The organism is Veillonella sp. ICM51a (assembly GCF_000524355.1).
Classification (GTDB): domain Bacteria; phylum Bacillota; class Negativicutes; order Veillonellales; family Veillonellaceae; genus Veillonella; species Veillonella atypica.
The window spans coordinates 25,825-52,592 of sequence record NZ_JAPX01000042.1; the positions used below are offsets into that span (position 1 = coordinate 25,825).

Below are 26,768 nucleotides of genomic sequence, written 5' to 3' on the forward strand. Positions count from 1 at the left end.
GTATATTTAAAATTCTTAATTTAACTTACGTATATAATTCAATTCATATATTCATGAGGTGAGACTATGAAAACGTGGAGTAAGAAGGTAATGACACTAGCTTGCGCTACCTGCTTAACGGTAGGTATGGCGGCTGTAGCTTGTGCCGATACAATTGATTTAGGTTATGGTCAGTATGCTACCACTAATAATGGTGTACACGCGGTAGCTGTAGATGCGATTCCTACAAATCCTACTTTCAGAACGATGGAACAAAATAAGACCCTTCAAAAGGCTAATGAGCGAGCTGCACAATCTATGAACGACCGCATAAAAACATCCTATCCCATGGTAAAAGAAGAGTTTAAAGGTACTGCTCTAGATGGATATAGTTTGTACCAATTATCGGGGGATAGTACACTAGGTCATCATACAGGTTGGTTGCTTACATACAATGTAAATAAAGAGGCGATTAATTATCTCGATCGTACAGCTACTCAAATTGTTAACGCAGCAATGGCTGATAAACAAGTGAAAGCACAATCAGTTAGCGAGCCTTACACAAAATCTAATGCAGAGAAGTTTATTTCAAAAATGGCCACAGTTACACTTGATCGTAAGATGTTAGAGCCACAAATGGCAAATTTAAATGCTACTATGCATCGCGATATGATTAAAACGATACAACAAAGTGCTATGCAAGATGCATCGCTGTCGCAAAAGAATAGACAAAGTGTGCAAGAGGGCGTAGATCTGTTTAAGAGAGTCATCCCTAACTTTACAATGGGCGCTACAGAAATATCATTTAAACCATATACATCTAAGTTTGGTGCTATGGCCGGTATGAGTGTGCGCGGCAGCTTAAAATATGATGGCTTTGTATTGCCTGGTAGCTTAACTATGTATGCAATGCCACAAAACGATGGGCTTACAGTACAAATCTTGGCTACCGAAGATACGAGCCGAGACTACTGGTCAGGACAATTAGAATCCATGTATGGATTGAAAACCCTAAAGGGAGGCAATAAATAATGAAACCATTAAAAACTCTTGTGCTAGCAGCTTGTTTAGTTGGTGCTGTGACTAGTTTTGCTGGTGCAAAAGATGTAAAAACCATAGCAGGATCCATGTCTGTTCCGAATACAGTTACGGTGGCAACCGCATCTACTACAGATTCTGTGGATATTATAAAGGATTTGCTTATCAAGGATAATGCAAAACCAACTACGAATAAACGGACTCGCCAAAGTAATGAGGATGCATTATCTGCGCTTAACTATATGGGCGTTTCCTATGATGTATATCAATTACAAGGGGAAGATAAAACTGGCCAAAAGGACGCTTTGTTAGTAGCCGTAGATTTGAAAACGGCAGCCAATGCATTGTTTGATAACCCTAAGGCTAATGCGTCTGTCCTTCCTGTATTAGCCATACTCAATAATGGTGAGTTGGATCCGATTACAGAACAACTCATGTTGACTACGGTTAATAATCTGTTGCCAAAAGAATCTAAAACATTTACATTGCCAGATAAGAACGTACCCGGTTCTATCTATGTAAGTGCTGGTACAGGTTACAGCACTGCCTTTGGTGTAGTTGGTGAAAGCCAAAAACCTACTACAATTACTGTAGAAAACACAGAACAAATGGAGAAAATGAATAATACAAAGTATCAAACATATACGGTAGGTTCTCGTGTATTAGTTGATGCGGAAGGTATCAAATTCCCATATTATGCAAAAGCGGCACTCGTAATGAATCCACAAAAACCTACATTGTTCTTGGCATTGACTAGTGATGTACAACGTCAATACTTTATGCCAATCTTTGCAGATGCTTTCAAATCGATTAAATAAAATATATTGAAAAACATCGATATTAATGTATAATAATTTCTATATGATGTATGTATTGTAAAAAGGAGTCCTATTATGAAAACAATTCACACAGATAAAGCGCCTGCAGCAGTAGGTCCCTATTCCCAAGCTAAAGTAGCTGGCGGTTTCTTGTTCGCTTCTGGTCAGGTAGCGATTAACCCGGCTACGGGTTCCGTAGTTGAAGGCGGTATCGAAGCACAAACTGAACAAGTATGCAAAAATATTGAAGCTGTATTAGCCGAAGCAGGTTCTGATTTCTCCAAGGTTATCAAAACAACATGCTTCTTAGCTGATATCAATGACTTCAAACCTTTCAACGAAGTATATGCAAAATATTTTACATCTAAACCAGCTCGTTCTTGCGTGGCTGTAAAAGATCTTCCATTGGGCGTTGCAGTAGAAGTGGAAATCATCGCGGAAGTATAATATGGATTATATTTCATTATTACAAAAAGAAATGCGACCTGCCTTTGGCTGTACAGAGCCAATCGCTCTTGCCTATGCAGCAGCCAAGGCCGCATCCGTATTGGATGAGTTTCCCAACCACATTCATGCGCGATGCAGTGCCAATATCATTAAAAACGTAAAATCCGTGGTCATTCCGAACTCTGGAGGCCGCAAAGGCTTAGCTGCGGCTACCGTGCTCGGCGCTATCGTAGGCCATCCAGAACGAGAACTAGAGGTGTTAGAAGCGGCTACCGATGAAGATCGTAAATGGTTAGGCACCTTATTAGAGGCTAACTTTTGCACTGTAGAACTAGCGGAAGGTGTTGATAATCTCTACATTGAAATTACGGCAACCACAGATGAACATACGGCAGTGGTACGCATTGAAAATGCACATACCAATATTACCTATGTGTCCGTAGATGGAAATGTGATTTCTGAAACCATTAACGAAATTAAAGAGGTTGAAAGTAGTACTTGCCCGATGACATTCGATAGTATCTACGAATTTGCAAAAGCTGGCGACATTTCCGGTATCTTACCTAGCATTAAGCAGCAGGTAGAATATAATACGGCCATTTCAAATGAAGGGTTATCCAATGATTATGGTGCCAATATTGGTCGATTGTTATTGCTTGATGATGAAACCCCATCTCTAGAAACAAAGTGTAAGGCTCGTGCCGCAGCAGGATCTGATGCACGCATGAGTGGGTGCCCGTTGCCTGTAGTTATTTGCTCCGGCTCTGGCAACCAAGGATTGACTGTATCTATGCCTATCATTACAACCGCGGAGGAGCTTGGCAAAACCGATGAGGAACTGTACCGAGCTCTTGTGTTTGCCAATTTGTTAACGCTTTACGTTAAATCTGGTATCGGTAAATTATCGGCATACTGTGGTGTCGTATCGGCTGGCATTGTAAGTGTAGCGGGTATTGCCTTCTTGAAAGGCGATAACAAAGATATCATCGAAGATACACTTGTAAATGGCCTTGTTAGTCTATCCGGTATCGTATGTGATGGGGCGAAACCATCTTGTGCCGGTAAAATTGCCATCTCCTTAGATGGAGCTTTCATGGGCTATAAACAAGCTCGCCTTAACAAGAGTTATCAAAAGGGTGATGGCCTTGTAGCTCACTCCGTTGATGATACGATTAAAAGTATCGGTGCCGTAGCACAAGGCATGAAAGAAACTGATGTGGTTATTTTGAATGAAATGTTGAAGCATTAATTGTCTCTATATATGGAGTATATTTTGTCATAGAAACAAGAAAACAGCGTTATGATCGGTTTGGTCATAACGCTGTTTTTCTAATGTTATTGTAATTTTTTAGGATCCTTTAATAGTAATGAAGCGCCCAGTCCCACAATAAGGAATGGAACTAGTGTCATCATGGCTGCTGGTAGGGAATAGGTATCTGCTAAATTTCCTACAACTGGTGCGATGATGCCGCCGATTGTTTGGCTTACGCCAAGGGTGATGCCTGATGCAAATCCGATGCTCTTAGCTAGATAAGTTTGGCCCAGTACAATAACAGGGCTATAACTGATGGCCTTTGCAGCACCAATCATGAGCAAAATCAGATAGGCGAGTGGCATCATAATCGTTACAGAAAACTCAGGGACTTGTGTTAATAGGAACATGGATGGCAACCAAATCAACAGAGATAATCTAATGATTTTGATAGGACCGTATTTATCGCCCAATAAGCCACCGATGTAGGTCATAAAGATGCCGATGCTAAAGAATACGGTTAATGCAAAACTACCTTGTTCGGGGCTCGTGCCAAGTTCATGAGTCCAGAATACAGGGATAAATGCATTAATAACGCGGAAATTAACCGATTGGCTTAGAATAATGATGAACAATATACCAAAATATTTCCAATAATTTTTCAGTGGCTGAGCCGCAACTGTTGGATTTTCGGTGGCTACAGCTTGGTCGATAGTTTGGGCATGAGCTACGATACGTGGCATGAGCAAGAATAGAACGGTAGATATAATAATACCGGCTACGGTGAAAGCTGCTAGACCATGTGCACCTACTGTATAGGCGATGGCGCCCGCAAATAGAGGACCAAAGGCGAAGCCTGAACTACCGCCGATGGCGAAGGTCCCCATTGCTTTGCCCTTCTTGCCACCTCCGAGGCGGTTCATAATTTTGGCCCCTTCAGGATGGAAAATGGAAGAACCTACACCAGCTAGTGTGGCACATACAAGGAGACTTTCATAAGACGAAACAAAACCCATCATCCCCGTACTACATGCGGATAATAACGTACCTGCTGCGATGAGTCGTGGCTGATTAAGCTTGTCTGAAATATACCCTAGCAATGGTTGTAGCAATGACGATAATGCCGTGTTCGCTAAGATGAGAAAACCTGCTTGCTCCAAGGACAGTCCATACGTATAGATAAACAGCGGCAATAATGCAGGTAGTACACTTTGGCATGAGTCATTAATCATGTGACTCAGCGTGATGAGATAAGGATAATACTTTTGCATAGTAAACCTCGTTGATTGATGATGTAATATACAATATATTTATATTATATACTATATGTATCCGAATATACGAAATATAAAATGGCAAGACACATATCGAGAAGATGAAGTCTTTACAAACAAATTGGTAAGTTGTAGTATAATAAATGACTAAAAAAATGAATAATTTGCATCGCTTAATATAAAACTTGGTATTGTGGATACTATTTTTTATTGTGCTAGTTACTTGCTAAAGTATCTATCTAGCTACTAATAGTATAATGACTAGGTATACTTGCATGATAGATACTGTTAAGGCGATGAGTATTTCGATTGCTTAATGCAAAAGTAAAAAGACGGTACCACAAGTACCGTCTTTTTTCTATGTAGTTTTTACCAATAGAAAATATGAAATTTATCTAGTTCCGGTTCCTGATGATATAGATTCAGATAATTATCCGAAATACAAAACTTTCGATGAAATGTTAGATAAATCAATAATATTAGGAAAGCCACTTTTGGAGTGTTTGTCACAAATTGAGTGTTAAGGGAGAGTAAAATGTTATCTCTTGTATTAAAACAATTAAATGAAGAAATGGCTATATATGAATTTCATCCTAATGCTCATGTAGCATATGGCATAGTTGAATTAGACCGTAAAAGCAATGTAGCTACTGTTAAAGAACCGCTTCAAGGTCATGAGTGGCATACAGTACATGCTTTAAATAAACTAGAGGAATATGGTTCCTTAAATTTATTCCCCAAAAGGGATACAATATATTGGTATTAAGAGTTATATATACCTAATGTCATTCTGGGAATACTTGTAACAAATTAAGGGATAAGATAGGCAGGGGAGAATATGAAGAAAAAGAAAGAGAAAATTCCAATGATGATTATTGATGATAGTCAGTATAAAGATGAGCCTGTAAATAGGAATCCTAATTCTACTGTTATAAAAATGACACCAGAAATTCAAAAAGAAAAAGATAGAATAGAAAAGAAGTACAAATTTTAATACTTTGTATGATGAACTTAAGTGATAGGAAAGAGGGGAAATATGAAGAAAAGGAATAAGAATAAAAATAAAAATAAAAATATACCAATCTTATTGGCAGATGATAGCCAATATGCTGATTTGCCTGTAACTAAAAATCCAGATAATATTATTACTGAAGAAGAACAAAAACAAATTGACGAAATACAAAAAAAATATAGTTTTTAAGCATATATCAGTGTAAGAGGCTATATATGAGCTTATAAAATAGTATGGGGCAAAAAATGGGGCAAACTCTACTATATAGTAGAGAAATGATTGAAACATAAAACTTATTTAGAAAGACAAGAAAACCTAGATACAATCTGTGTTAGATGTATCTAGGTTTATCTATTATATCTCTATCATTATCATTTTAAATATGGCAGAGGAGGAGGGATTTGAACCCCCGCGCCGGTTGCCCGACCTACCGCATTTCGAGTGCGGACCCTTCAGCCTCTTGGGTACTCCTCCGTGCTTTACGACGCTCTTTAAAGAAATCTTTCATCAATTGGCTACATTCATCAGCGAGGATGCCTGCTTGCAATTGTGGCTCATGGTTTAGTCCCGGATGGGATAGCACATTAAACAGTGATTCTACGGCGCCTCCTTTGTAGTCGCTAGCACCATATACAACGCGATCAATACGGCTGTTAATAATGGCCCCTGCGCACATAGGACACGGCTCTATCGTAACATACAGGGTGCATCCAGTCAACCGCCAACGACTTAGGCTATTACAGGCTTCACGGATGACGAGAACCTCGGCGTGAGCTGTTGCATCATGATCTAGTTCACGGCGGTTATGATGACGTGAAATGACTTGATTATCGTGGACCAAAATGGCGCCAATAGGAATTTCGCCAAGGGCATACGCTTTTTTGCCTTCTTCGATGGCAAGGCTCATAAAGTATTCGTCACGACTGCGCTCGTCCATTGTATTAAGTTCGGTTGAATCCATTAGGTCTTTTGTCATTATTGCACCTCTTAATGTATAATATCTTACATAGAGTCTATCATATTTTATCGTATTTTTGCGAATAGATTTAATCGTTGTGTCAGTTGCTTGTGTGAGGCTAGTATGGATATTATTTGGTATATGTTTGACATGATTGGTACCATCGCATTCGCCGTATCAGGCGCACTTGTGGGTGTGTCCCGTAAAATGGATATTTTTGGCATGGCCGTGCTCGCGCTTGCTACCGCTATTGGGGGCGGTGTGATTCGTGATGTACTGCTAGGTTACTTTCCGCCCAATTCACTTCGTAATGTGGTGTACGTTACGGTCGTCCTCGTGGTAACCTTTATTGTATTTGCTATTTATAACAGTCGCTATCATCGCAACATAATGGGGCCTCGCAGCCGCGCTAGTTATTTGTTTGCCGATGCTCTTGGCTTAGCATCCTTTACCGTAACGGGTGCCTCCGCAGGATATACACTATATCCGGACTTGCCTATATTCATCGTATTGCTTGGTACGATTACCGCTGTAGGTGGTGGCATTCTGCGCGATATGTTGGCGCAGCGCGTGCCTTCTGTACTGAAAGAAGACGTATATGCTTTGCCTAGTATTATTGGCGGTATAGCCTATTATCTACTGGTAATTAGCGATTGGGCGGGCCAAGCCGTATATGGGGCTTTCACCATTGTGCTTGTTATTCGTCTACTAGCTATAAAATATCACTGGAGCCTACCTCGTGTCAGATAATAATCGGTTTTATGCGATATATTTGCCAAATTATGACTAAGTGATATAATTGTAATATTAGTTATTTTTTTATGATTGTATCCCTTACAACAGTTGTGAAATGGTACGCACAAGCGTGCTTGATAAAGGAGTTTAACCTATGTCTAAAAAATGGTTGAAAGTAGCGTTAATGGTTACGGCTATTGCTACGGGTACATCCATTCAAGTTGATGCGGAAACTGTGTTATATGTTCCGCAAGATGATCGTCCAGTAAGCCTACAATATACAGTTGATACTGCAAAGGCAGCGGGAATGACGGTGTTAACACCACCACAAAATTTGATTTCCGGTAAAACCTACAAAGGGCAAGCCGATCAAATCTGGAATTGGGTAGAGCAAAATGCGGGCCGTGCCGATGTTATGGTATTGAGTACAGATACCTTAATCTATGGCGGCCTTGTGGATTCTCGTAAACATAATTTGCCATTGAGCACATTGGAAAACCGTTTAAAACGCATCGAAGCGCTTAAGGCAAACCATAAAAATATACGCATTTATGGTTTTGGTACCGTAATGCGTTCCCCACGCGCTAGTGGGGGTGGTACAGAACCATCCTACTATGCAGATTATGGTCCAACCATATTCCAAATTGCTGCACTACAAGATAAATTGGATGCAGGCACATTGACACAAGCTGAAACGCAAAAATTGATGAGCTTGCAAGCCTCTGTCCCTGTAGAATATCTACAAGACTGGTTCTCTCGCCGTCAAAAAAATATGCAAGTAAACAAAGATCTAATCGATGAAGCGCGTAATGGCGTCTTTGCATACTTTGCATTGGGCCATGATGATACATCCCAATTGTCTCAATCCGCATTAGAAGGACGCTATTTAAATCAATACTCCAAGGGCATTCCACGCACACAATATGGCAGCTTCCCTGGGGCAGATCAACTCGGTTTATTGTTGATGGCTCGTTCTCGTACCGATGAAAGTGCGGAAAAACCTACGTTCTCCGTTATCTATCCACTTGGTGGTGCCGGCAAAACATTGCCAGGTTACGAAGACCAAACCGTTGATAAAACGATTGCGGAACACGTAGAAGCCGTTGGTGGTACGATGACAACTGCAGGTAAACCAACTGTTCTTCTCGCTGTTAATACACCGCTTTCTACGAGCACATCTGAATCTGAAACCTTTGGTAACTTCCCAATGATTTCTCAAGCTACGACTGCCTTTGTAGATCGTATTCAACAAGCTACGGAACAAGGTGTAAACGTGAGCATTGCGGATATTGCCTATAACAATGGCTCTGATAATACCTTGTTAGGTGCTTTATATAAACGCGATTTACTCTATAAAATCGGCGCTTACAATGGCTGGAATACAGCAAGTAATACGGTAGGCTATGCGATTGCACAAGGCTTATTGCTACAAACTATGTCCCCAGAAGGGCATCGCGATATGTTGACCCAACAATACTTAGATAACTGGGCATACCAAGCGAATATCCGCAAGGATATTTATCGTATGCAAGATTCCATTCGTACCGACAATGTACGCTACTCTGGTGATTTGAATTCAAAATTAGAAGAGTATTTACAAGAACGTGTACAAGATTTCAGTGAAACTTATTTGAAGGTAGACCCTCGTACAGTTAAGGCTACATTCCCATGGGGCCGTTTGTTTGAAACGGATATTACTGTTTATGATAAACCAGTAGTACCTCTTCAAAAAGAAATTCGTATGCAACGGGAAGCAGAAGCGAAGAGACAAGCTGAAGCTGCAGCAGCTGCTGCGGCTGCACAAGCCAATGGCCAAGCACAAGCCGTTCCAGCTGTGCCAACTACAACAACTCAAGCTGCACCAGCTGCAACTTCGACAACTGTAGTACATCAAGCATCGACTTCATCGCGTATCGTTCCAACACCGGCCGCTGTGCCTCAACAATAATCGCCTATGAAACGATCGTTTTTGCCTGAAATAACCTATATGCGTGGCCTTTGTATGCTCGGCGTTATCGGCATTCATGTCGGCTCCTATGCATTACAAAATCCGTTCGTTAATTTACAACTCATTAGCGTGTTGGAAATCTTATCGCGTTTTGCAGTGCCTGCATTTTTTTTCCTGTCAGCCTTTGGTTTGTTCTACCATACATCGGTAAACGATCCATTTAGCTACAAGGATTTTATGAAACGACGCTTTCAAGTGGTGCTCTATCCTTACATTGTATGGTCGCTATTCTACCTCGTCTATACAGGAATAACGGCGCACAATTTTGGAAATCTCCATCCCGGACCATTGCTTGTAAACCTCTTGTTTGGTAACAGTATGTACCATTTATATTTTATGGTTATACTGGTATGGTTCTATGTGCTCATGCCACTATGGCGTGTGATGGTACGGTGGATTTTGAAAGCCCCCATTCCTTGGCTTGTCATCTTATTTGTCATCCAATTAGGTGTTGACTTTATATCATCTTATCGATTGGGAGCCTGGGTGACACAACAGTTTAGCGATTCTCCAGCCATAAAATATCTCTTCGATATGCGCCTTAATTATTGGGTGATTCATTATGTATGGATATTCCTTTTTGGTGCTATTGTAGCTGAGCGATATGAAATCGTGAAGGACTATATGTGGCGCTACCGATATCTATTGGCCACATGTGCCATTTTATCGATTCTATCCATGTTGGGCGCCTATTACTATGTCATGGATGTATGGCATTATACGGTGCTCGAAGCGATTTACACGGTACATCAGTTGAGTCCAATGGGTGTATTCTATACGGCATTAGGCACATTGTTTAGCTTATTCCTATTCCAAGTGATGCCCCTCAACAATACGATGGAGGCGTTCTGGTCACAAATTGGGGATACTTCATACGGCATCTATTTGGCACATCCGTTCTGGTTATTGATCATGACCGGTATCATGGCCAAGTATAATCTTCTATTTACAGTGCCTCACGTAGTGCTGTTGTATGTGATGGCTGTAGGATTATCCTACTTGACGACAGTAGGTTTAAAACAAATACCAAAGCCAATTCGAAAATATATTCTTGGCAACTAATAGGCTTATACAAGCCCTGTAAGATGGGTATATAACTAATTACAATAGAATCCGCTCCTACCATAACTTATAGTTATCGGTAGAGGGCGGATTTTTTTATGACTAATTTGAAAACTTTCACAATGTAAAGTGTGAAAATTAATCTGTGATTGTGCTATAATACAATCATACTGATTAGAGTTACAACAAGGGAAAATGAGGTGCTCTTATGAAAGAATTAACATATTTTAACGGTGAATTCGTCGAACCAGGTGCAAAGGTAATCAGCATTGATGACCGTGGTTACTTATTCGGCGATTCTGTATATGAAGTTGTACGTGTAACTAAAGGTCGTTGTTTTGCATTGTCCTATCACCAAGACCGTCTATATCGGTCCATGCGTGAAATGGACATTCCCGTAAAAATGACACCAGATGATTTGACCGAACTTCACGAAATTTTGATTGAACAAAGTGAGATCAAGGAAGGTTACATTTATTTACAAATCTCCCGTGGTGTGGCGCCACGCCATCATGCGTACGATCGCTCTAAACTTGAACCACAAATGCTCATGTCCATTCATAATCTCGATATGGATGCAGTGAACAAGTTGGAATCCGGTGTGAAAGCTATCGCATTGCCTGATGAACGTTGGGGTCATGTAGACATTAAAACAACGAATTTGATTCCTAACATTTTGGCGCAAACAAAGGCGGAAAAGAAATTTGCTTATACAGCGATGTTATTCCGCGATGGCATTTGTACCGAAGGGGCTACATCTAATGTATTTGCCGTAAAAGATGGAATTATTTATACACATCCAGCGGATAATCATATTTTGAAGGGCATTACGCGTCAAATGGTTATCACTCGTGTGGCACCTTCATTGGGCATCACTGTTATCGAAAAAGAGTTTGACCGCGCCTTCGTTGATGATGCCGATGAACTATTCTTTACCAATACAACCGGTGGTGTGATTCCGATTATAAAACTCGACAGAAATCCTGTAGCTGATGGTAAACCAGGTGCAGTGACTATGAAATTACGTCATGGTCTAGAAAAATTAATGGAAGAAGGCTTGGCTTAATTAGCATACTATAGGTATCAATATGGTAGCTATAGTGGCTGGTAAGGGGAGCTTTCACAAAGAAAGGACATATTTTGATTACATTAGAACACATTAGCAAGGTCTACGAAGGTGCTAATCGTGTAGAAGCGCTGAAGGATATTAGCCTCACCATTGAAAAGGGGCAAATCTACGGCATTATTGGTCAATCAGGGGCCGGTAAATCTACACTGATTCGTTGCATCAATATGCTGGAAGCTCCTACATCGGGCTCCGTTATCGTAGACGGCACAGATTTAACGAAATTGAGTGCTAGTGAACTGCGTAAAGCGCGTAAACACATTGGCATGATTTTCCAACATTTTAATCTTTTATCATCGCGCACGGTCTATGACAATGTAGCATTCCCATTGGAATTGCAAGGGCTTAGCAAGGCTGAAATCAAAGAACGCATCACTCCGATTCTCGATATCGTAGGTTTATCGGACCGCGTGAATAACTATCCATCCCAGCTATCCGGTGGTCAAAAGCAACGCGTTGGCATTGCTCGCGCCTTGGCATCTAATCCAAAGGTATTATTGTGCGACGAAGCTACATCTGCGTTGGATCCACAAACAACAGAATCCATCTTGGAATTGTTGAAGGATATCAATGAACGGATGGGGCTTACCATTGTGCTCATCACTCATGAAATGAAGGTTATCCGCGAAATTTGTGACCGCGTAGCCGTTATCGAAGGCGGTGTTATCTTAGAAGAAGGTAGTACGCTCGAAGTATTTACAAATCCGAAGAAACCGACTACAAAAGATTTCGTTGGCTCAGTAGTAAGCGATAACCTACCACAAGAAGCGCTTGAACATATTGAACTTCATGATGACTGGATTGCTGGTACGGCACCATTGGTAAAATTGAAGTTTACCGGCCAAGCCACAGATGAACCTGTTGTAGCAGGTTTAGTACGTCGGTTTGACCTCGATGTAAGCATCTTATTTGGTGGCATCGACTACATTCAAAACACTAGTGTAGGCCGTCTCATCATCATTTTGAATGGTGATCCTATGAAGGCGCAAGAAGGGCTAGACTATATCAGAACATTACCAATTGAAAGCGAGGTGATCGGTTATGTCAGAGCAAGTAATTAAATTGTTGATAACCGGTACCTTGGATACATTGCAAATGACCGTTATTTCTACGATTATGGCCATGATTATTGGTATTCCACTCGGCGTTGTATTGGTGGTTACCTCTAAGGGACATATTTTAGAAAATGCAGCGCTTAATAAGATTCTAGGGGCTATCGTTAATGCGACTCGTTCCATTCCGTTTATCATCTTAATGGTTGCCATCATTCCGTTTACACGTATGGTTGTTGGTACGTCCATTGGTACGACGGCTGCTTGTGTACCGTTGACATTGGCGGCGATTCCGTTTTTAGCACGTCTTGTAGAAACATCCATTAAGGATATTCAATTCGGTGTTATCGAAGCTGCTCAATCGATGGGGGCAAGCCCATTCCAAATTATCCGCAAGGTATTGTTACCAGAAGCATTGCCAACTATTATCGATAATGTTACGGTGCTTATCGTTAACTTGATTGGTTACTCTGCAATGGCAGGTGCTATTGGTGGCGGTGGCCTTGGTGATATTGCTATCCGCTACGGATACCAACGTTTCCAAGGGGATATCATGCTCGCTACCATCATCATTCTTATCATTATGGTTCAAGTTATCCAAATGATTGGTGACGGTTTATCCAAAGCGATGAATAAGAAATAGGAGGCGTTATGAGCGTCAATGAAAAATTGAGAAGTGCTCAACATGACGAGCTCTTTGAAGGCATTTTACAACTTCAAACTGTAGAAGAATGTTATGCATTCTTTGAGGATATTTGTACTGTTAATGAACTGAAAGCATTATCGCAACGACTTCAAGTGGCTAAAATGTTACGCGCTGGTGATAGCTATGAAACGATTGTAGAAGAAACCGGTGCTAGTACAGCGACGATTAGTCGTGTGAAACGATGCCTTGTATATGGTGCTGATGGTTATACAGTGGTATTAGATCGATTGGCAGACAAAAAATAGTCGTAACATATTCATAGTAGGATATAATACATAACGGTGACCCTGGTCACCGTTATTTTGTATATAGGACTATTGTTTTTACTTATACGAATGGTAAAATGATAGTATATGTATGTGAGATATGGGAGGTCGTATATGGAATGGCTAATTGCAATAACCGGATTACCCTATGAGGTAATGATACTTATATTGCTTGCTGTAGCAGGGGCCTTTGCGGGCTTTGTGGATTCCATAGTGGGTGGCGGTGGATTGATATCTGTGCCGGCCATGTTGCTAACTAATTTGCCTCCTAGCGTGGCTCTAGGTAGTAATAAATTGTCTAGTATCTTTGGGGCCGGTAGTGCATCAATTACATTTTTACGAAACCATATGGTTGATTTTAGGCTGGTTCGTAAACTATTGCCTTTTACCTTTATAGGTTCTATGCTGGGTACTTTGGCGGTTGTATCATTACCGCCGCTATATGTTAAACCGATTATCATCGTATTACTCGTGGCCGTTACATTATTTGTAGTCTTTAAAAAGAACTGGGGCGAAGTAAATCGCACCTCTCAAGTAATGGGGCGAGCACTTTATATTTGTATGGCCTTTGCCCTTGGCATCGGTATTTATGATGGCTTTATAGGCCCTGGTACAGGTACATTTCTCATTATGGGATTTATCTTTACCGGATTTGATTTTCTCCATGCTTCGGCGAATGCTAAAATTTTAAATTTCACCAGTAATTTAGCATCTTTACTTGTATTTCTATATTTAGGACACGTCAATATTATGTATGGTCTTGCCGCTGCGGTGGGACAAGTTGTGGGCGCCTATTTAGGATCCTATTTAGCCATTGCGAAAGGGTCCTCTTTGGTGCGTGTTGTATTCCTGTCTGTTACGACAGTGATGTTGTTAAAATTAGTGTTTGATTATATTTCTACCTTGTAGGAGGTGTGAGTATGCCTCATAAAAATGATGTTCAAGTGGCATTGATCAGCGGTGGTACATCGGGAATTGGATTTGCCACAGCTAAGCTATTATTGCAAGAAGGTTGGTGCGTCGTTATCAATGGCCGCGATGAACAAGCGGGACAAAGGGCAAAGATGAAATTGCGCCGCTATTCTTCGAAGGTGCGCTATGTGAAAGGCGACGTATCTAGTGTGAGCGATTGTCAGCGCATCGTAAAAGAAACGGTAGATTTCTTTGGTAGTATTTCAGCTCTTGTAACGGCGGCTGGATATTATGAAGAGGAGCTACTAGCCGATGTATCTGAATCGGCCTTTGATGAAATGTTTGGAACAAATGTAAAAGGAACTGTATTCTTGTGCCAAGCGGCATTGCCTTATTTACGTCAAGTAAAGGGCAGTATTGTTACCGTATCTAGTGATGCGGGCCTACAGGGCAATGTAGCCTGCTCAGTATATGGTGCATCAAAAGGTGCTATCGTAAGCTTTACAAAATCACTGTCCCTTGAGATGGCACCTCATGAAGTACGTGTAAATTGTGTATGTCCTGGCGACGTAGATACATCGCTTGTAGATAAGCAAATTGCCCAATCCCATCAAGATGTGGAACAAGCAAAAGAGGAGATGGGACAACATTATCCACTAGGACGTATTGCAAAACCTCATGAAATTGGCGAAGTTATCGCTTTTTTAATTAGTTCAAAAGCATCCTTTGTGACAGGTGCTGCGTGGACGATTGATGGAGGTCTTACGAGTTGGTAGTGAATAGAGTGTTATCTATTACTAATAGTCATAATAAGACAATTTATACAGGGTAAAATATATATTATTCATTTCAATTCTACATTGAGAATGGTATAATAATACTAATGAACGATACATACATTCACAAGTGGAATCCGGAGAAAAAAGGAGAACGATTATGGCAGAATATAATGGCGTTAGAATTGAACCGCTTAGCGATGGTGGTCAAGATTTAAATTATCAAGTTGAACAATTTATTTTCTGGGGCGCAGGCCGTGCTGCCGTATTGGCTTTGTCTCCAAAATTCAGCAATGTTGCACTATGCACAAATGCAACATACATGGTAACTCGCATTGCTCATTTATATGATGTTGAATTACAAACAGGTGCTGTTGTAGGTTTAGTAGGTGGCTTGAGCACTGCTATTGCTACAGCTGCTATTTCCTTGCTCGTACCTTTTAAAGCAGTACGTGTACCGGTAGCTGTTGGTTTGACCTATGCTATTGGTAAGGTAGCTCATATTTGGATCGAAGATGGTATGCCATCCGACATCGAACGCTACAAACCTATGATTGCTGAGTTCTATGAAAATGGTAAAGCCATTGCTGGCGAAATCGCTCGTGATGCAGCAGCAAGCATTCCGTTCACTCAAGGCCAACGCGATGTATGGGCTGGTATTGCCAATGAAACAGGTCTTGCAAAAGAACAATTAGAACAAGTATATTCTGAAAAAGTAGCACCTGCTATTGAAAAATGGAATACGGAAACGAAATACCAATTGCATGATAATGCAGCAGAAGCAGTAGCAAAGGTAACTGATGCGGCAAAAGAAAAAATCGATGCAGCAAAAGAAACATTGGATACTGCAAAAGAATTGGCTAAAGGTGGCGTAGAAGTAGCGAAAGCAACTACTCAAGTGGCTGTGGAAAACGCAAAAACTACAGCGACTAAAGCTGTGGAAAATGCAAAAGATACTGCGTTCCAAGCTGTTGAAACAGTAAAAGAAACGACAAAATCCACAATTAACGGTTTTCGTAAATAGTTAGAAGGATTGGTATGAATCCATTAAAGATTATCAAATATGGCAAGTATTTTAGTGAGTCTCGATTCTTGGCGTTTGCCACTCGCTATGGTAAAAAACTTGCCTTTGTACAAAAAGCAGTGGTGTTATTCTTTTGCTTGCGCGATCAAGATACACCAAAATATGTAAAGGCTATTTTAGCCGGCGCCTTAGGGTATCTCGTCCTACCAATCGATATCATTCCTGATACGATTGCGGGCCTTGGCTGGGTAGATGATGTAGCTGTTCTCGGCATTGCTTTCAAAATCGCCAACCGCTATATCAAAACATCCCACGAAGAACAAGCGAAAAAGCTATTCCCTTTTGGCAACTAACAAGTACATAAAAAGGCAGTTTAATCATTGTTATTGGTTGGACTGCCTTTGTTTATTTGACACCCTTTGTTAATAGATATACAATTAAATTTGTATTGTAATAAGAAGGATGAATAAATGTATACAGCGACAATTAACGTCCGTTTCTATGAAACCGATATGATGGGAATTGCTCACCATAGCAATCATTTTCGGTGGTTTGAAATGGCGCGTATTGAATTTCTTCGTCACATCGGTGTCACCTTGTGGGATATGATGGACGAGGATATAGTATTTCCGATTATGAATGTATCGTGTAACTATAAGGAACCTGCTCGATTCGATGACACGATTAATATAGAAACCTATTTAGTCAAAATGACCCGTGCTCAGATGGTATTTAAATACCGCATGCGCCGCGCTAGCGATGGTGCTCTATTGGCGACGGGTGAGACTAAGAATGCCTTTATGTCTAAATCGTCTGGGAAAATCGTACGATTAGAGGATCGCTTTTATCAACCTATTCTAAATGCTGTTGAGGAGATGCCTCATGACTAATATAGATACACAACGACTGCCTATCGGCGTCTTTGACTCAGGTGTAGGTGGTCTATCCGTTTTGAAAGTTCTACAGGAACAATTTCCCAATGAAAACTTCATCTATATAGGGGATAATGCTAATAATCCCGTTGGCAATCGCCCAACCGAGGAGATTACAGAAATCGCTTGCCGTATTGCAGAAACATTATATCAAGTACCTGTAAAATTGATGGTTATCGCTTGCAATACTTTCACCGTAGTAGCCCTCGATGAGGTGCGCAGTCGCGTCAATGTGCCGGTTATCGGTGTATCGCAAGGTGTTAAAACTGCTATTCGTGAAAGCAATAGTAATACCATCGGTATCATGGCGACGGTGGCGACCGTTAATAGTCATATTCATAAATATGTGGCTATGGACATCGACCATGAGGTTTTTGTGTGGGAACAACCATGTCCAGAACTAGCCGGCTTAATTGAACAAGGTCATTTGCATGATGACGCTGTTCGTAAAACCGCTAAGGAGTACTTAGCACCTATGCTAGAACGGGATATCGATGTTGTCGTATTGGGATGTACTCATTTCCCATTTGTTAGCCCTGTCCTGCAGGAGTTATCAGGTGACCGCATCCGATATATCGACCCTGCTTATGAGACTAGTGATCTAGTACGACGTACGATGGACAGCAATCATTTGCATAATCCATCTACCGAGAAGGGCCGTAGCACCTTGTATTTCACAAAGGATATTGCCCTAGGGGCTGATTTGGGCGCCCAATTCTTAGATACTGATGATTTTTCGGTGGAATTGATTACACTATAAAGGAGAATTCACATGTGGTTTTATGACATAATAAATGTGATAGTTGCCATTGCAGTTATTGTAGCTATTTTGTACTTATTATTCCGTCTATTCGTATTAAAACAAGGTAACGAACGCGTTATTTTGTTGTCAAAGCGGAAAACAAGCTTTCAATTGGCAGATATGAATATGAGCTCCATGACATTGTTCTGCGATGTGCCATTTGTAAACAAAGGCCGTCAACTTGGTACAATCATGGATTTATTTCCACGTCCTTTGCTTCCAGAAGAACATTTTGATGGTGTGAAAGTAGACGCTTGGGCTATGGATATCGATCGTCCACGCCATGATGGTTACTTTGAAGCTATCATCATCAAGCCTCGCAAGGGTGGTACAATCCGCGTTTACGTTACCTTAACTGGTAGAAATGGTAATATTCGTGAAGATATTAAAGGATTCCCTTATATGGACATCGACATTTATTACCAAATCGTAGGTCGTACCGATTACCATATCGATAAACAGCGTATTCGTTTGACTGCAGAAGAAGTACAAGCAGCATTGGTTCACTAAGGAGGCATAACAATGGCAGAATTAGAATTAGTATGTGTTCCTACACGTATTCTTACAGATAATGATGACATCGTTGATGCTATCGTTGAATTTGGTGGTCACAATATTGGACCAGAAGACATCGTATGCGTAGCAGAATCCGTTGTGGCTATTACACAAGGTCGCTTTACACGTCCTGAAGAACTCAATGTATGTTGGCAAGCGCGTATGATTAACCGCTTTATCCATCCAGATGGTTCCATGGCTTCTATTTATGGTATGCAATCTGCTATGAACTTAGATGGTAAATGGAAGGTATTAGGTGCTTTCTTCTTAGGCGCTATTGCTAAAATTTTCCGCAAACCAGGCGTGTTTTACGCTATCGCCCGTGCTGCATCCTTAACCGATGACGTAACAGGTACAATGCCTCCATTCGATAAACACATCGTATTTGGTCCAAAAGATCCAGATAAGGTGGCTGAAAAAATCGTTCAACGCACAGGTTGCTATGGCGCTGTTGTAGCAGACGTAAATGACTTGAAACGCTCTGCAATTCTCGGTACAAGTCGCGGTATTGATGCGAAGAAAATCGCTAAATTGTTGATTGATAATCCGTTTGGTAATGATAGCCAAATGACACCAATCGTTATTATTAAAAACTACGCTTCCGTTTCGGGAGCAAAATAAAAGATTCTCGATGTTTCCGGTGCAGAACTGGTAAGTCTAGAGATTAACAAAAGAGACTGCTCCGGCGGTCTCTTTTCTGTTTAAAGGAGGATATATGTTATTAGGCATAGATGTAGGCGGCACCTTTACGGATGCCGTTATTATAGATGGGGGTACCATCATTTCATCGGCGAAGCGGCGAACCACGAAGGAGAATCTCATGAATGGCATAACGGATGCCTTAGGTGCGGTGATGAGTGGTGTGGACCCTGCACAAATAGAACAGGTAACGCTATCCACTACGGTAGTGACAAATACAATTGTGGAGCATAAAGAACAGCCTGTAGATCTCTATGTAGTAGCGGGGCCAGGGCGCAATGTAGATGATATATTCCCTGTAAGACCTGTGTATCTTAAAGGGTATACGGACCATCGTGGCATCGTGGTGGAACGTACAGATGTAGAGGGGACTCATCAACTAGCGAATATGGTGCAATCTAAGAGTGGTACCGATTTGGCTGCTGTATCCGCAAAATTTGGCGTTCGCAATCCAAAGGAAGAAATCGATGTTGCTCAGGCTCTATCTGACACATATCATACGATTTCTACAGGCAGTGCGTTAAGTGGCAATCTTAATTTTCCACGTCGCACCATCAGTGCTTACTTTAATAGCGCCGTGGCCTCTGTATTTAAGGAATTTAAGAACGCTGTTTACCACGCATTAGATACCTTTCACATTACGGCACCTGTATATATTTTGAAAGCTGACGGTGGTTCGCTACCGATAGAGACGGTGGAATCCATTCCTGTAGAAACTGTATTTACCGGACCAGCTGCAACGGTACTTGGCTTGGAAGCATTGCGCAACACTAAAGACGCCCATACGGTGGCCCTTGATATTGGTGGGACTACAACGGATATTTCCTTGTGGAAACAGGGCAAACCACTGATGACAAAGGAGGGCGTATCCATTCGTGAATATCCAAGTGCTGTACGCTCCTTTGCGGTTACCTCGGTGGGCATTGGCGGTGAATCGGCGGTGCGCTATGAAGATGGGAAACTCATGGTTGGCCCTGAACGGATTGGCCCATCTGTTGCATTGGGCGGCACTATCCCTACATTAGGGGATGCCCTCATCGTGCTTGGTAACGCGCATTATGGCGATGAACAGAAGGCGTACGATGCCATTGCACAGATTGATACGACCATTGATGCTAACACTATGGCTCAACGCATCGTAGATACAGCAGTCCGCATTGTACAACAAGGCATTGACAAGGTCGTAGCGAAGGAAAATAAACGACCTATCTATGTAGTGGCCGATATTGTGCATCCTGATCCATTTGTGCCGGCCCAGCTTGTTATCGTCGGTGGCACGGCGGCTAGTTTGGGCCCTATTATTGGGGACCAACTAGGATTGCCTGTTCATATTCCAGCTGATGCGGCCGTGGCTAATGCCATCGGTGCCGGTGTGGCTAACCATACGATGGCGATTACGGTTCACGTCGATACAAAACGTCGTACTATGGTAGTGCCAGAACTGGGCATTCAAGATAAAAGTAGCTCTTTGCGTTCTGCTGACGCTGTCGCAAAAGTAGCTTATGGCTTACTGCGCGAGGCTGCTCAGGAACAAGGTCTTGTACCTCAAGGTACAATGCCTGCTATAGAAACGATTAGTGTTGAAGATTTTCCTGTTGTCGATGGATGGCAATCGATGGAACGCATTATTACTGTGAAAGTACAACTGAAAGCGGGGGTGAGCGGTTATGTGGAATCATAAGGACAGTTACCGGGTGCGTAATGGAATCGTGTCGACTAGCACCATAGAACATCCTTCATTAGGTCTCGTATTTTTCCCTGCCTTTGATTGGAAAATTTCTGCTACCCATCCAGAACGGCAAGAACGATTGCTCTATACGCGGGATCAAATCGTGGAAGAAGGATTGCTCGATGTGCCGAATATTAGAGAATATAATCCTATCGTAGCTGACTGGGATGTAATAGAACGTGTTCACGTTGGGGCCCCTGATTTAGCATCTTGGGTAACCGATGCGCATCGCGTATCGGCTGGTGGTGCCATTGCAGCAGCTGATGCGGTGTTACGAGGTGAAGTTGATCGGGCCTTTGCCCTCGTTAGACCGCCAGGGCATCATGCGATGGCCATGGTACATGGTATTCGAGGGTTCTGTACCATCAATATCGAGGCCGTCATGGTCCAACACATACGTCAAACCTATGGTGTGAAACGGGTGGCCATCGTAGATACAGATGTACATCATGGGGATGGCTCACAAGATGTGTTCTACCACGATCCGGATACCTTGTATATAAGTTTTCACCAAGATGGACGGACCTTATATCCGGGTACCGGATTTATGGATGAATTCGGAGGCCCTCAAGCTATTGGCGCTAACATAGATATTCCACTACCTCCTGGCACGGGTGATGAAGGTTTATTAAAGGTGATGCGCGAACTCGTATTGCCGATTCTACATGAATTTAAACCGGATATCGTCATCAATTCAGCAGGTCAGGACAACCATTTTTCGGACCCATTAGCCAATATGAATGTGACCGCTAAGGGATATGCAGAATTAGTGGATTTATTACAAGCAGATATTGCAGTCCTTGAAGGGGGCTATTCTGTACAAGAGGCTTTGCCTTATGTAAATACAGGTATCATTTTATCTATGGCTGGGTTAGATTACAGTTGCGTTATCGAGCCAAACTATGTAGAACAACATCAGTCGGCTGATGTAACGAGATATATTGATGATCTTATTTTGAAATGGAAGGACCAATGGGCACGGCGTGAGGAAATAGCACGAGATGAACTCATCGGCCATAAGGATAGCTGGGTCCGTGATTATTCTGTGTATTACGACGAATCTGGTGTACAAGAAGAGCGTCGTGAAACAGTGCGCCTCTATCCTGATAAAATTGGTTGGCATAGCATCGAATCCTATGGTAATTATGGGCCCTATGCAAAGCAAAGTGTGTACGCTATGTTTATCCCATGGCAGGCCGATGATGCTACGCGCGAAGAGGCTTTCACAGAAGCACGTCGCATGAAAGAACAGGGTGGTCTCAACCGCTATGTAGTGGTGGACCCTATGGGGCAGGGACAAGTTGAAATTTAGCCTGTCGAATGGGAACCATTGTTCATGATATAATAGAATAAACGAGATAGCGCCCCTCGTGTGAGGGGCGCTTCTATTGTGATACATATCCTATAATGAACAATTCAGCATGGTATACTAGACATAAAGGGGGCGTTGTTATGCGCAGTGATAATAGAACAGCAGGTCAATTGAGACCGATTAAAATAACGAGACATTTTACGGAATATGCAGAAGGTTCTGTACTCATCGAATGTGGTAAAACAAAGGTCATTTGTACAGCTACTATCGAGGAAAATGTACCGCGCTGGCTAAAAGGTTCCGGTCAAGGCTGGGTGACTGCAGAGTATTCTTTGTTGCCACGTTCTACAAAAACACGGGTAAGCCGTGAGGCCGCTCGCGGTAAACAAACGGGCCGTACCGTTGAAATTCAACGCTTAATCGGTCGTGCATTGCGCGCTGTTGTAGACTTAAAGGCTTTAGGCGAGCGCTCCATCACCGTAGACTGCGATGTTATCCAAGCCGATGGCGGTACGCGTACGGCGTCCATTACAGGTGCCTTTGTAGCCCTTGTGGATGCCATTGATTATACATTTGGCGGATTTGGTAAATTCCCTATTACCGATTTCTGTGCCGCTATTTCCGTCGGCATTGGCCCAGAAGGTCCTATTACAGACCTTTGCTATGAAGAGGATAGCGCTGCCGTTGTGGACATGAACGTGGTGCGCACCGGTGCTGGTAATCTTATCGAGGTACAAGGCACAGGTGAACATGGCACATTTAGCCGCGATGAACTTAACCAATTATTAGACCTTGCAGAATCTGCTACTGACGAATTGATGGCTGTGCAACGCAATGTACTCGGCTCTGTAGCGGACAAAATTGGCAAGGTGTATCCTGATGCACCTGTTCAAACCGCTGAAGGAGAACAATAATATGGAACGTATTGTATTAGCAACGGGCAATAAGGGGAAAATACGTGAATTTGAACGGGCCTTTTCTCATATGAACATTACCTGTGTGCCTGTGAAAGACATAGTGGACGTTCCGGAACCAGAGGAAACGGGTACAACTTTTATGGAAAATGCCGTCCTCAAAGCGAAATACTATAGCGAAAAAACAGGATTGCCGTGCTTAGCTGATGATTCGGGGCTCACTGTCGATGCTCTTGATGGGGCACCTGGCGTATACTCCGCACGCTATGCGGGCGTTCATGGCGATGATGAAGCAAATAATGAAAAATTAATACGCGAATTACAAGGTAAATCGGATAGAACTGCGCATTATGTATGCGCTTTAGCGTTGGTACATCCAGACGGTACTAGCGTGACGGCCGAAGCCTCTTGTGATGGTGAAATTCAAGATACGCCGCTAGGTACCAATGGATTTGGCTATGATCCATATTTCTTTGTTCCACAATTTGGTAAAACCATGGCAGAGCTCGATATCGATACGAAGGAAACCATCAGTCATCGTGGCAAGGCGTTGCAAGAGTTAGTTGCAAAGGTGAATAAATGAAACGAATAGGTATTATTAGTGATACACATGGATATCTGGACACCATTGACCTCGTGCTAGATGCAACGATGGACCAAAATATCGACATGTGGCTACATGCCGGTGACTACGGCGACGATGCGCGGTATATGCAAACGCGTATCAATGTGCCGGTCTATGCAGTGCGCGGCAATAATGACCGCGTGCAGCCGTTGGAGCCTAAGGAACAATTGATTCCCTTAGAAGATACCTATATTTACATGACACATGGTCATGAGGTATCATATTGTAAACGAGCACAAGAATTGATACATATTGGCAATGCCATGGGGGCGCGACTCATCGTGTGTGGACATAGCCATTTTCACGAGGCTAAACATATAGGGGATACCCTTTTTGTGAATCCAGGGAGCATTGCATTGCCTCGGGATGGATCGGGCGGTACCTTTGCCATCGTCACCTACGAAGATGGCGCCTTTGATGTAGAATTTGTGTATAAACAGGATATTATATAGTATATGAGTGAAAGTCGAGGTTTGTATGACTTTCACAAAAAATAGTAAGTCTATGCATGGAAAGGGTTATGGCATATCATGGATACACCAGTTAAAGCAAAGCCTAAAATGAAGTTATATGGGTTTAATAATCTCACGAAGACATTGAGTTTTAATATTTATGATATTTGTTATACTCGTACAGAGGAAGAAAAAAAGCAGTATATTCAATACATTGATGAAGTATACAACGCGGAACGTTTGACGAATATTTTGACCGAAGTGAGTCATATTATCGGCGCCAATATTTTGAACATTGCGAAACAAGATTACGACCCTCAAGGGGCATCGGTGACGATTTTGATTTCTGAAGAAGAAATTGAAAAAGAAGATGTGGTTATGCATTTGGATAAATCCCATCTTACAGTTCATACGTACCCTGAAAGCCATCCGCACAAGGGGATTAGTACATTCCGTGCCGATATCGAGGTGTCCACATGTGGTCAAATCTCTCCGCTAAAGGCCCTCAATTACTTGATTAATAGCTTTGATTCGGATATTTTGACATTGGACTATCATGTGCGTGGCTTTACGCGCGACGTGTCGGGCAAGAAAATCTACATCGACCATCGTATCAACTCTATTCAAAACTACATTAATGCGAAAACGCGCAATTTGTACAATATGATCGATGTGAACGTGTACCAAGAAAATATATTCCACACTAAGATGATGCTCAAGGATTTCGATTTGGATAATTACTTATTCGGCATTACCGAAGCGGAATTGAGCGAACGAGAAATTAAGCAAATTAAACACCAATTGCGACAAGAAATGACAGAAATCTTCTACGGACGCAATTTGCCTTCTGTGAAAGCCTAGATTGTTTAAAACGCTTAGTTATTTGTGGACATGTAATTAATGCTAAGAATATGAATTCATGGTTAATTCTAAAATTTTCGAAAAACTATATCGAAAAATCTTGTATTATTGTTTCTGATTCTGTATAATGAACTTGTAAGGGGTATTAATAATTAATACCAAGAAACTATTGTGTCCGTTGTCATCCACAAAGGAGAATTATTATGGACGTACGTGAATTAGCAGTACAAAAAAAACGTGAATTAAAAGGCTTCCTCACAGTAGGAACTAAATATGAATTAAAAGATGCTCATGATTTATCCGTTGCTTACACACCAGGTGTAGCAGAACCATGCTTGCGTATTAAAGACAATGAAGCAGAATCCTTTGAATTAACTTGCCGTTCCAACATGGTTGCCGTTGTATCCGACGGTACTCGTGTACTAGGCCTTGGCGATATCGGCGCTGCTGCTGCATTGCCTGTAATGGAAGGTAAATCCTTATTGTTCAAAAAATTTGGCGATGTAGACTGCATTCCATTGGTAGTAGATACTAAAGATGCTGATACATTGATCAACACTGTAAAATTGTTGCAAAAGAACTTTGCTGGCATCAACTTGGAAGACATTTCTTCTCCTAAATGCTACGAAATTGAAAATCGTTTGAAAGAAGAATTGGAAATCCCTGTATTCCATGATGACCAACATGGTACAGCAATCGCATGTTTGGCTGGTGTAAAAGGCGCTCTTCGCCTCGTTAAAAAAGATTTAGCAACTGCTAAAATCGTTGTAAACGGTGCTGGTGCAGCTGGTGCAAACATCGCTCGTTTGTTATACCTTGCAGGCGCTCGTGATATTACCGTATTGGTATCCTCTGGCGTATTGCACAAAGATTACAAACGCCTTGATTCCTTGCAAACTGAATTGATCGATCTGCTTGGCCTTGAAGAAAAACATGGCAACTTGGCTGAAAACGCTAAAGGCGCTGACATCCTTCTTGGCGTATCTGCAGCAGGTGCTTTCACAAAAGAAATCTTGGAAAACTTGGCTGACGACGCTATCGTATTCGCTATGGCGAACCCTAACCCAGAAGCAACATACGCTGATATGAAAGCTGCTGGCGTTCGCATCGCTGGTACAGGCCGTTCCGACGCACCTAACCAAATCAATAACGTAGCTGTATTCCCTGGTATCTTCCGTGGTGCTATCGACGTTCGTGCATCTAAAATCACTGACGAAATGAAATTGGCTGCTGCCGATGCATTGGCACACTTGATTCCAGACAGCGAATTGAATGATGAAAACATCATGCCATCCGTATTCGACCATCGCGTAGCTCCTGCAGTGGCAAAAGCAGTTGCTGAAGTAGCTGTAAAACAAGGCATCGCCAAAAACCCTCAAATCGTTGAAGACGGTCATTACGAAGGCTAATTTTAACTAAATAAAATATGATTTTGAACATGC

Annotated in this window: 31 protein-coding genes and 1 tRNA gene; 29 read left to right on the top strand and 3 right to left on the bottom strand. The window is 41.9% G+C overall.

Features of this window, described 5'->3' with window-relative positions; translation table 11 throughout:
• Positions 1-66: 66 nt before the first annotated feature.
• The 4 genes from HMPREF1504_RS07380 (at position 67) to HMPREF1504_RS07395 (ending at position 3,531) form a co-directional block, all read left to right on the top strand.
• Entirely contained in the window at positions 67-1,011 is a 945-nt protein-coding gene (locus tag HMPREF1504_RS07380; RefSeq protein ID WP_038124802.1) for a hypothetical protein, read from the top strand.
• Complete coding sequence (locus HMPREF1504_RS07385; RefSeq protein ID WP_038124804.1) at positions 1,011-1,835, top strand: hypothetical protein; 825 nt, start codon at positions 1,011-1,013, stop codon at positions 1,833-1,835. The genes HMPREF1504_RS07380 and HMPREF1504_RS07385 overlap by 1 nt, the downstream gene beginning before the upstream one ends.
• Before the next feature lie 75 nt (positions 1,836-1,910).
• On the top strand, positions 1,911-2,282 hold the full coding sequence (locus tag HMPREF1504_RS07390; protein ID WP_005375663.1) for a RidA family protein: 372 nt from the start codon (positions 1,911-1,913) through the stop codon (positions 2,280-2,282).
• 1 nt (position 2,283) lies between these two features.
• Positions 2,284-3,531, top strand: a complete 1,248-nt coding sequence (locus HMPREF1504_RS07395) for a serine dehydratase subunit alpha family protein (RefSeq protein ID WP_038124806.1) — start codon at positions 2,284-2,286, stop codon at positions 3,529-3,531.
• A gap of 86 nt (positions 3,532-3,617) precedes the next feature.
• Here the strand turns inward: HMPREF1504_RS07395 and HMPREF1504_RS07400 are convergent, their stop codons facing one another.
• Entirely contained in the window at positions 3,618-4,805 is a 1,188-nt protein-coding gene (locus HMPREF1504_RS07400) for an MFS transporter (protein ID WP_038124808.1), read from the bottom strand.
• Between the two features lie 538 nt (positions 4,806-5,343).
• Here HMPREF1504_RS07400 and HMPREF1504_RS07405 point away from each other — a divergent pair.
• The 3 genes from HMPREF1504_RS07405 (at position 5,344) to HMPREF1504_RS10415 (ending at position 6,009) form a co-directional block, all read left to right on the top strand.
• Positions 5,344-5,574: a hypothetical protein gene (locus tag HMPREF1504_RS07405; protein WP_038124810.1), complete on the top strand. Its 231-nt coding sequence runs from the start codon at positions 5,344-5,346 to the stop codon at positions 5,572-5,574.
• 72 nt (positions 5,575-5,646) lie between these two features.
• Positions 5,647-5,802 carry a hypothetical protein gene (locus HMPREF1504_RS10410; RefSeq protein ID WP_156919373.1) on the top strand — a complete coding sequence of 52 codons (156 nt, stop codon included), beginning with the start codon at positions 5,647-5,649 and terminating at the stop codon, positions 5,800-5,802.
• Between the two features lie 42 nt (positions 5,803-5,844).
• Positions 5,845-6,009, top strand: coding sequence for a hypothetical protein (locus HMPREF1504_RS10415; RefSeq protein ID WP_156919374.1), 165 nt, complete (start codon positions 5,845-5,847; stop codon positions 6,007-6,009).
• Between the two features lie 194 nt (positions 6,010-6,203).
• Here HMPREF1504_RS10415 and HMPREF1504_RS07410 read toward each other — a convergent pair.
• Together HMPREF1504_RS07410 and tadA are read right to left on the bottom strand one after the other, a co-directional pair.
• Positions 6,204-6,294, bottom strand: a tRNA-Ser gene (locus tag HMPREF1504_RS07410).
• Positions 6,248-6,757, bottom strand: coding sequence for a tRNA adenosine(34) deaminase TadA (gene tadA / locus HMPREF1504_RS10245; protein ID WP_084644755.1), 510 nt, complete (start codon positions 6,755-6,757; stop codon positions 6,248-6,250). Before tadA ends, HMPREF1504_RS07410 begins: the two co-directional genes overlap by 47 nt.
• A gap of 144 nt (positions 6,758-6,901) precedes the next feature.
• Here tadA and HMPREF1504_RS07415 point away from each other — a divergent pair, with 144 nt between their 5' ends.
• From HMPREF1504_RS07415 to HMPREF1504_RS07520, 22 genes are all read left to right on the top strand, one after another.
• The gene (locus HMPREF1504_RS07415) at positions 6,902-7,528 is read left to right on the top strand and encodes a trimeric intracellular cation channel family protein (RefSeq protein WP_009661032.1); all 627 of its coding nucleotides are present in this window, start codon (positions 6,902-6,904) and stop codon (positions 7,526-7,528) included.
• Positions 7,529-7,667: 139 nt separating this feature from the next.
• The gene (locus HMPREF1504_RS07420) at positions 7,668-9,461 is read left to right on the top strand and encodes a DUF4127 family protein (protein ID WP_038124812.1); all 1,794 of its coding nucleotides are present in this window, start codon (positions 7,668-7,670) and stop codon (positions 9,459-9,461) included.
• A 6-nt stretch (positions 9,462-9,467) separates the two neighbouring features.
• On the top strand, positions 9,468-10,583 hold the full coding sequence (locus HMPREF1504_RS07425; protein ID WP_038124813.1) for an acyltransferase: 1,116 nt from the start codon (positions 9,468-9,470) through the stop codon (positions 10,581-10,583).
• Between the two features lie 208 nt (positions 10,584-10,791).
• The gene (gene dat, locus HMPREF1504_RS07430; protein WP_005383167.1) at positions 10,792-11,649 is read left to right on the top strand and encodes a D-amino-acid transaminase; all 858 of its coding nucleotides are present in this window, start codon (positions 10,792-10,794) and stop codon (positions 11,647-11,649) included.
• A 74-nt stretch (positions 11,650-11,723) separates the two neighbouring features.
• Positions 11,724-12,770 carry a methionine ABC transporter ATP-binding protein gene (locus HMPREF1504_RS07435; protein ID WP_016475934.1) on the top strand — a complete coding sequence of 349 codons (1,047 nt, stop codon included), beginning with the start codon at positions 11,724-11,726 and terminating at the stop codon, positions 12,768-12,770.
• Entirely contained in the window at positions 12,751-13,404 is a 654-nt protein-coding gene (locus HMPREF1504_RS07440) for a methionine ABC transporter permease (RefSeq protein ID WP_005377242.1), read from the top strand. Before HMPREF1504_RS07435 ends, HMPREF1504_RS07440 begins: the two co-directional genes overlap by 20 nt.
• An 8-nt stretch (positions 13,405-13,412) precedes the next feature.
• Positions 13,413-13,712, top strand: a complete 300-nt coding sequence (locus HMPREF1504_RS07445) for a YerC/YecD family TrpR-related protein (protein ID WP_005380196.1) — start codon at positions 13,413-13,415, stop codon at positions 13,710-13,712.
• Between the two features lie 135 nt (positions 13,713-13,847).
• Entirely contained in the window at positions 13,848-14,642 is a 795-nt protein-coding gene (locus tag HMPREF1504_RS07450) for a TSUP family transporter (RefSeq protein WP_038124815.1), read from the top strand.
• A gap of 11 nt (positions 14,643-14,653) precedes the next feature.
• Positions 14,654-15,421, top strand: coding sequence for an SDR family NAD(P)-dependent oxidoreductase (locus HMPREF1504_RS07455; protein ID WP_038124816.1), 768 nt, complete (start codon positions 14,654-14,656; stop codon positions 15,419-15,421).
• Between the two features lie 160 nt (positions 15,422-15,581).
• Positions 15,582-16,445: a late embryogenesis abundant protein gene (locus HMPREF1504_RS07460; RefSeq protein ID WP_038124818.1), complete on the top strand. Its 864-nt coding sequence runs from the start codon at positions 15,582-15,584 to the stop codon at positions 16,443-16,445.
• A 14-nt stretch (positions 16,446-16,459) separates the two neighbouring features.
• On the top strand, positions 16,460-16,798 hold the full coding sequence (locus tag HMPREF1504_RS07465; protein ID WP_005377221.1) for a YkvA family protein: 339 nt from the start codon (positions 16,460-16,462) through the stop codon (positions 16,796-16,798).
• Between the two features lie 117 nt (positions 16,799-16,915).
• Positions 16,916-17,335, top strand: coding sequence for a thioesterase family protein (locus HMPREF1504_RS07470; protein ID WP_005377257.1), 420 nt, complete (start codon positions 16,916-16,918; stop codon positions 17,333-17,335).
• Entirely contained in the window at positions 17,328-18,137 is an 810-nt protein-coding gene (gene murI, locus HMPREF1504_RS07475) for a glutamate racemase (RefSeq protein WP_038124820.1), read from the top strand. Before HMPREF1504_RS07470 ends, murI begins: the two co-directional genes overlap by 8 nt.
• Positions 18,138-18,149: 12 nt before the next feature.
• Complete coding sequence (locus HMPREF1504_RS07480) at positions 18,150-18,689, top strand: hypothetical protein (protein ID WP_005377275.1); 540 nt, start codon at positions 18,150-18,152, stop codon at positions 18,687-18,689.
• 12 nt (positions 18,690-18,701) lie between these two features.
• Positions 18,702-19,355, top strand: coding sequence for a coenzyme F420-0:L-glutamate ligase (locus HMPREF1504_RS07485; RefSeq protein WP_005377243.1), 654 nt, complete (start codon positions 18,702-18,704; stop codon positions 19,353-19,355).
• A 94-nt stretch (positions 19,356-19,449) separates the two neighbouring features.
• On the top strand, positions 19,450-21,114 hold the full coding sequence (locus tag HMPREF1504_RS07490) for a hydantoinase/oxoprolinase family protein (RefSeq protein WP_038124822.1): 1,665 nt from the start codon (positions 19,450-19,452) through the stop codon (positions 21,112-21,114).
• On the top strand, positions 21,101-22,474 hold the full coding sequence (locus HMPREF1504_RS07495) for a histone deacetylase (protein WP_038124824.1): 1,374 nt from the start codon (positions 21,101-21,103) through the stop codon (positions 22,472-22,474). The genes HMPREF1504_RS07490 and HMPREF1504_RS07495 overlap by 14 nt, the downstream gene beginning before the upstream one ends.
• A gap of 140 nt (positions 22,475-22,614) precedes the next feature.
• The gene (gene rph, locus HMPREF1504_RS07500) at positions 22,615-23,388 is read left to right on the top strand and encodes a ribonuclease PH (protein ID WP_038124826.1); all 774 of its coding nucleotides are present in this window, start codon (positions 22,615-22,617) and stop codon (positions 23,386-23,388) included.
• 1 nt (position 23,389) lies between these two features.
• Positions 23,390-23,971 carry an XTP/dITP diphosphatase gene (locus HMPREF1504_RS07505; protein ID WP_038124828.1) on the top strand — a complete coding sequence of 194 codons (582 nt, stop codon included), beginning with the start codon at positions 23,390-23,392 and terminating at the stop codon, positions 23,969-23,971.
• Complete coding sequence (locus HMPREF1504_RS07510) at positions 23,968-24,465, top strand: metallophosphoesterase (protein ID WP_038124830.1); 498 nt, start codon at positions 23,968-23,970, stop codon at positions 24,463-24,465. Before HMPREF1504_RS07505 ends, HMPREF1504_RS07510 begins: the two co-directional genes overlap by 4 nt.
• Positions 24,466-24,543: 78 nt before the next feature.
• Entirely contained in the window at positions 24,544-25,326 is a 783-nt protein-coding gene (gene speD / locus HMPREF1504_RS07515) for an adenosylmethionine decarboxylase (protein ID WP_005377253.1), read from the top strand.
• 203 nt (positions 25,327-25,529) lie between these two features.
• Positions 25,530-26,735 carry an NADP-dependent malic enzyme gene (locus tag HMPREF1504_RS07520; RefSeq protein WP_038124832.1) on the top strand — a complete coding sequence of 402 codons (1,206 nt, stop codon included), beginning with the start codon at positions 25,530-25,532 and terminating at the stop codon, positions 26,733-26,735.
• Positions 26,736-26,768: the final 33 nt, after the last annotated feature.

Coding starts and splice junctions, on each gene's coding strand:
- HMPREF1504_RS07380 (WP_038124802.1), top strand. CDS start 67: ATGAAAACGTGGAGTAAGAAGGTAATGACACTAGCTTGCGCTACCTGC.
- HMPREF1504_RS07385 (WP_038124804.1), top strand. CDS start 1,011: ATGAAACCATTAAAAACTCTTGTGCTAGCAGCTTGTTTAGTTGGTGCT.
- HMPREF1504_RS07390 (WP_005375663.1), top strand. CDS start 1,911: ATGAAAACAATTCACACAGATAAAGCGCCTGCAGCAGTAGGTCCCTAT.
- HMPREF1504_RS07395 (WP_038124806.1), top strand. CDS start 2,284: ATGGATTATATTTCATTATTACAAAAAGAAATGCGACCTGCCTTTGGC.
- HMPREF1504_RS07400 (WP_038124808.1), bottom strand. CDS start 4,805: ATGCAAAAGTATTATCCTTATCTCATCACGCTGAGTCACATGATTAAT.
- HMPREF1504_RS07405 (WP_038124810.1), top strand. CDS start 5,344: ATGTTATCTCTTGTATTAAAACAATTAAATGAAGAAATGGCTATATAT.
- HMPREF1504_RS10410 (WP_156919373.1), top strand. CDS start 5,647: ATGAAGAAAAAGAAAGAGAAAATTCCAATGATGATTATTGATGATAGT.
- HMPREF1504_RS10415 (WP_156919374.1), top strand. CDS start 5,845: ATGAAGAAAAGGAATAAGAATAAAAATAAAAATAAAAATATACCAATC.
- tadA (WP_084644755.1), bottom strand. CDS start 6,757: ATGGACGAGCGCAGTCGTGACGAATACTTTATGAGCCTTGCCATCGAA.
- HMPREF1504_RS07415 (WP_009661032.1), top strand. CDS start 6,902: ATGGATATTATTTGGTATATGTTTGACATGATTGGTACCATCGCATTC.
- HMPREF1504_RS07420 (WP_038124812.1), top strand. CDS start 7,668: ATGTCTAAAAAATGGTTGAAAGTAGCGTTAATGGTTACGGCTATTGCT.
- HMPREF1504_RS07425 (WP_038124813.1), top strand. CDS start 9,468: ATGAAACGATCGTTTTTGCCTGAAATAACCTATATGCGTGGCCTTTGT.
- dat (WP_005383167.1), top strand. CDS start 10,792: ATGAAAGAATTAACATATTTTAACGGTGAATTCGTCGAACCAGGTGCA.
- HMPREF1504_RS07440 (WP_005377242.1), top strand. CDS start 12,751: ATGTCAGAGCAAGTAATTAAATTGTTGATAACCGGTACCTTGGATACA.
- HMPREF1504_RS07445 (WP_005380196.1), top strand. CDS start 13,413: ATGAGCGTCAATGAAAAATTGAGAAGTGCTCAACATGACGAGCTCTTT.
- HMPREF1504_RS07450 (WP_038124815.1), top strand. CDS start 13,848: ATGGAATGGCTAATTGCAATAACCGGATTACCCTATGAGGTAATGATA.
- HMPREF1504_RS07455 (WP_038124816.1), top strand. CDS start 14,654: ATGCCTCATAAAAATGATGTTCAAGTGGCATTGATCAGCGGTGGTACA.
- HMPREF1504_RS07460 (WP_038124818.1), top strand. CDS start 15,582: ATGGCAGAATATAATGGCGTTAGAATTGAACCGCTTAGCGATGGTGGT.
- HMPREF1504_RS07465 (WP_005377221.1), top strand. CDS start 16,460: ATGAATCCATTAAAGATTATCAAATATGGCAAGTATTTTAGTGAGTCT.
- HMPREF1504_RS07470 (WP_005377257.1), top strand. CDS start 16,916: ATGTATACAGCGACAATTAACGTCCGTTTCTATGAAACCGATATGATG.
- murI (WP_038124820.1), top strand. CDS start 17,328: ATGACTAATATAGATACACAACGACTGCCTATCGGCGTCTTTGACTCA.
- HMPREF1504_RS07480 (WP_005377275.1), top strand. CDS start 18,150: ATGTGGTTTTATGACATAATAAATGTGATAGTTGCCATTGCAGTTATT.
- HMPREF1504_RS07485 (WP_005377243.1), top strand. CDS start 18,702: ATGGCAGAATTAGAATTAGTATGTGTTCCTACACGTATTCTTACAGAT.
- HMPREF1504_RS07490 (WP_038124822.1), top strand. CDS start 19,450: ATGTTATTAGGCATAGATGTAGGCGGCACCTTTACGGATGCCGTTATT.
- HMPREF1504_RS07495 (WP_038124824.1), top strand. CDS start 21,101: ATGTGGAATCATAAGGACAGTTACCGGGTGCGTAATGGAATCGTGTCG.
- rph (WP_038124826.1), top strand. CDS start 22,615: ATGCGCAGTGATAATAGAACAGCAGGTCAATTGAGACCGATTAAAATA.
- HMPREF1504_RS07505 (WP_038124828.1), top strand. CDS start 23,390: ATGGAACGTATTGTATTAGCAACGGGCAATAAGGGGAAAATACGTGAA.
- HMPREF1504_RS07510 (WP_038124830.1), top strand. CDS start 23,968: ATGAAACGAATAGGTATTATTAGTGATACACATGGATATCTGGACACC.
- speD (WP_005377253.1), top strand. CDS start 24,544: ATGGATACACCAGTTAAAGCAAAGCCTAAAATGAAGTTATATGGGTTT.
- HMPREF1504_RS07520 (WP_038124832.1), top strand. CDS start 25,530: ATGGACGTACGTGAATTAGCAGTACAAAAAAAACGTGAATTAAAAGGC.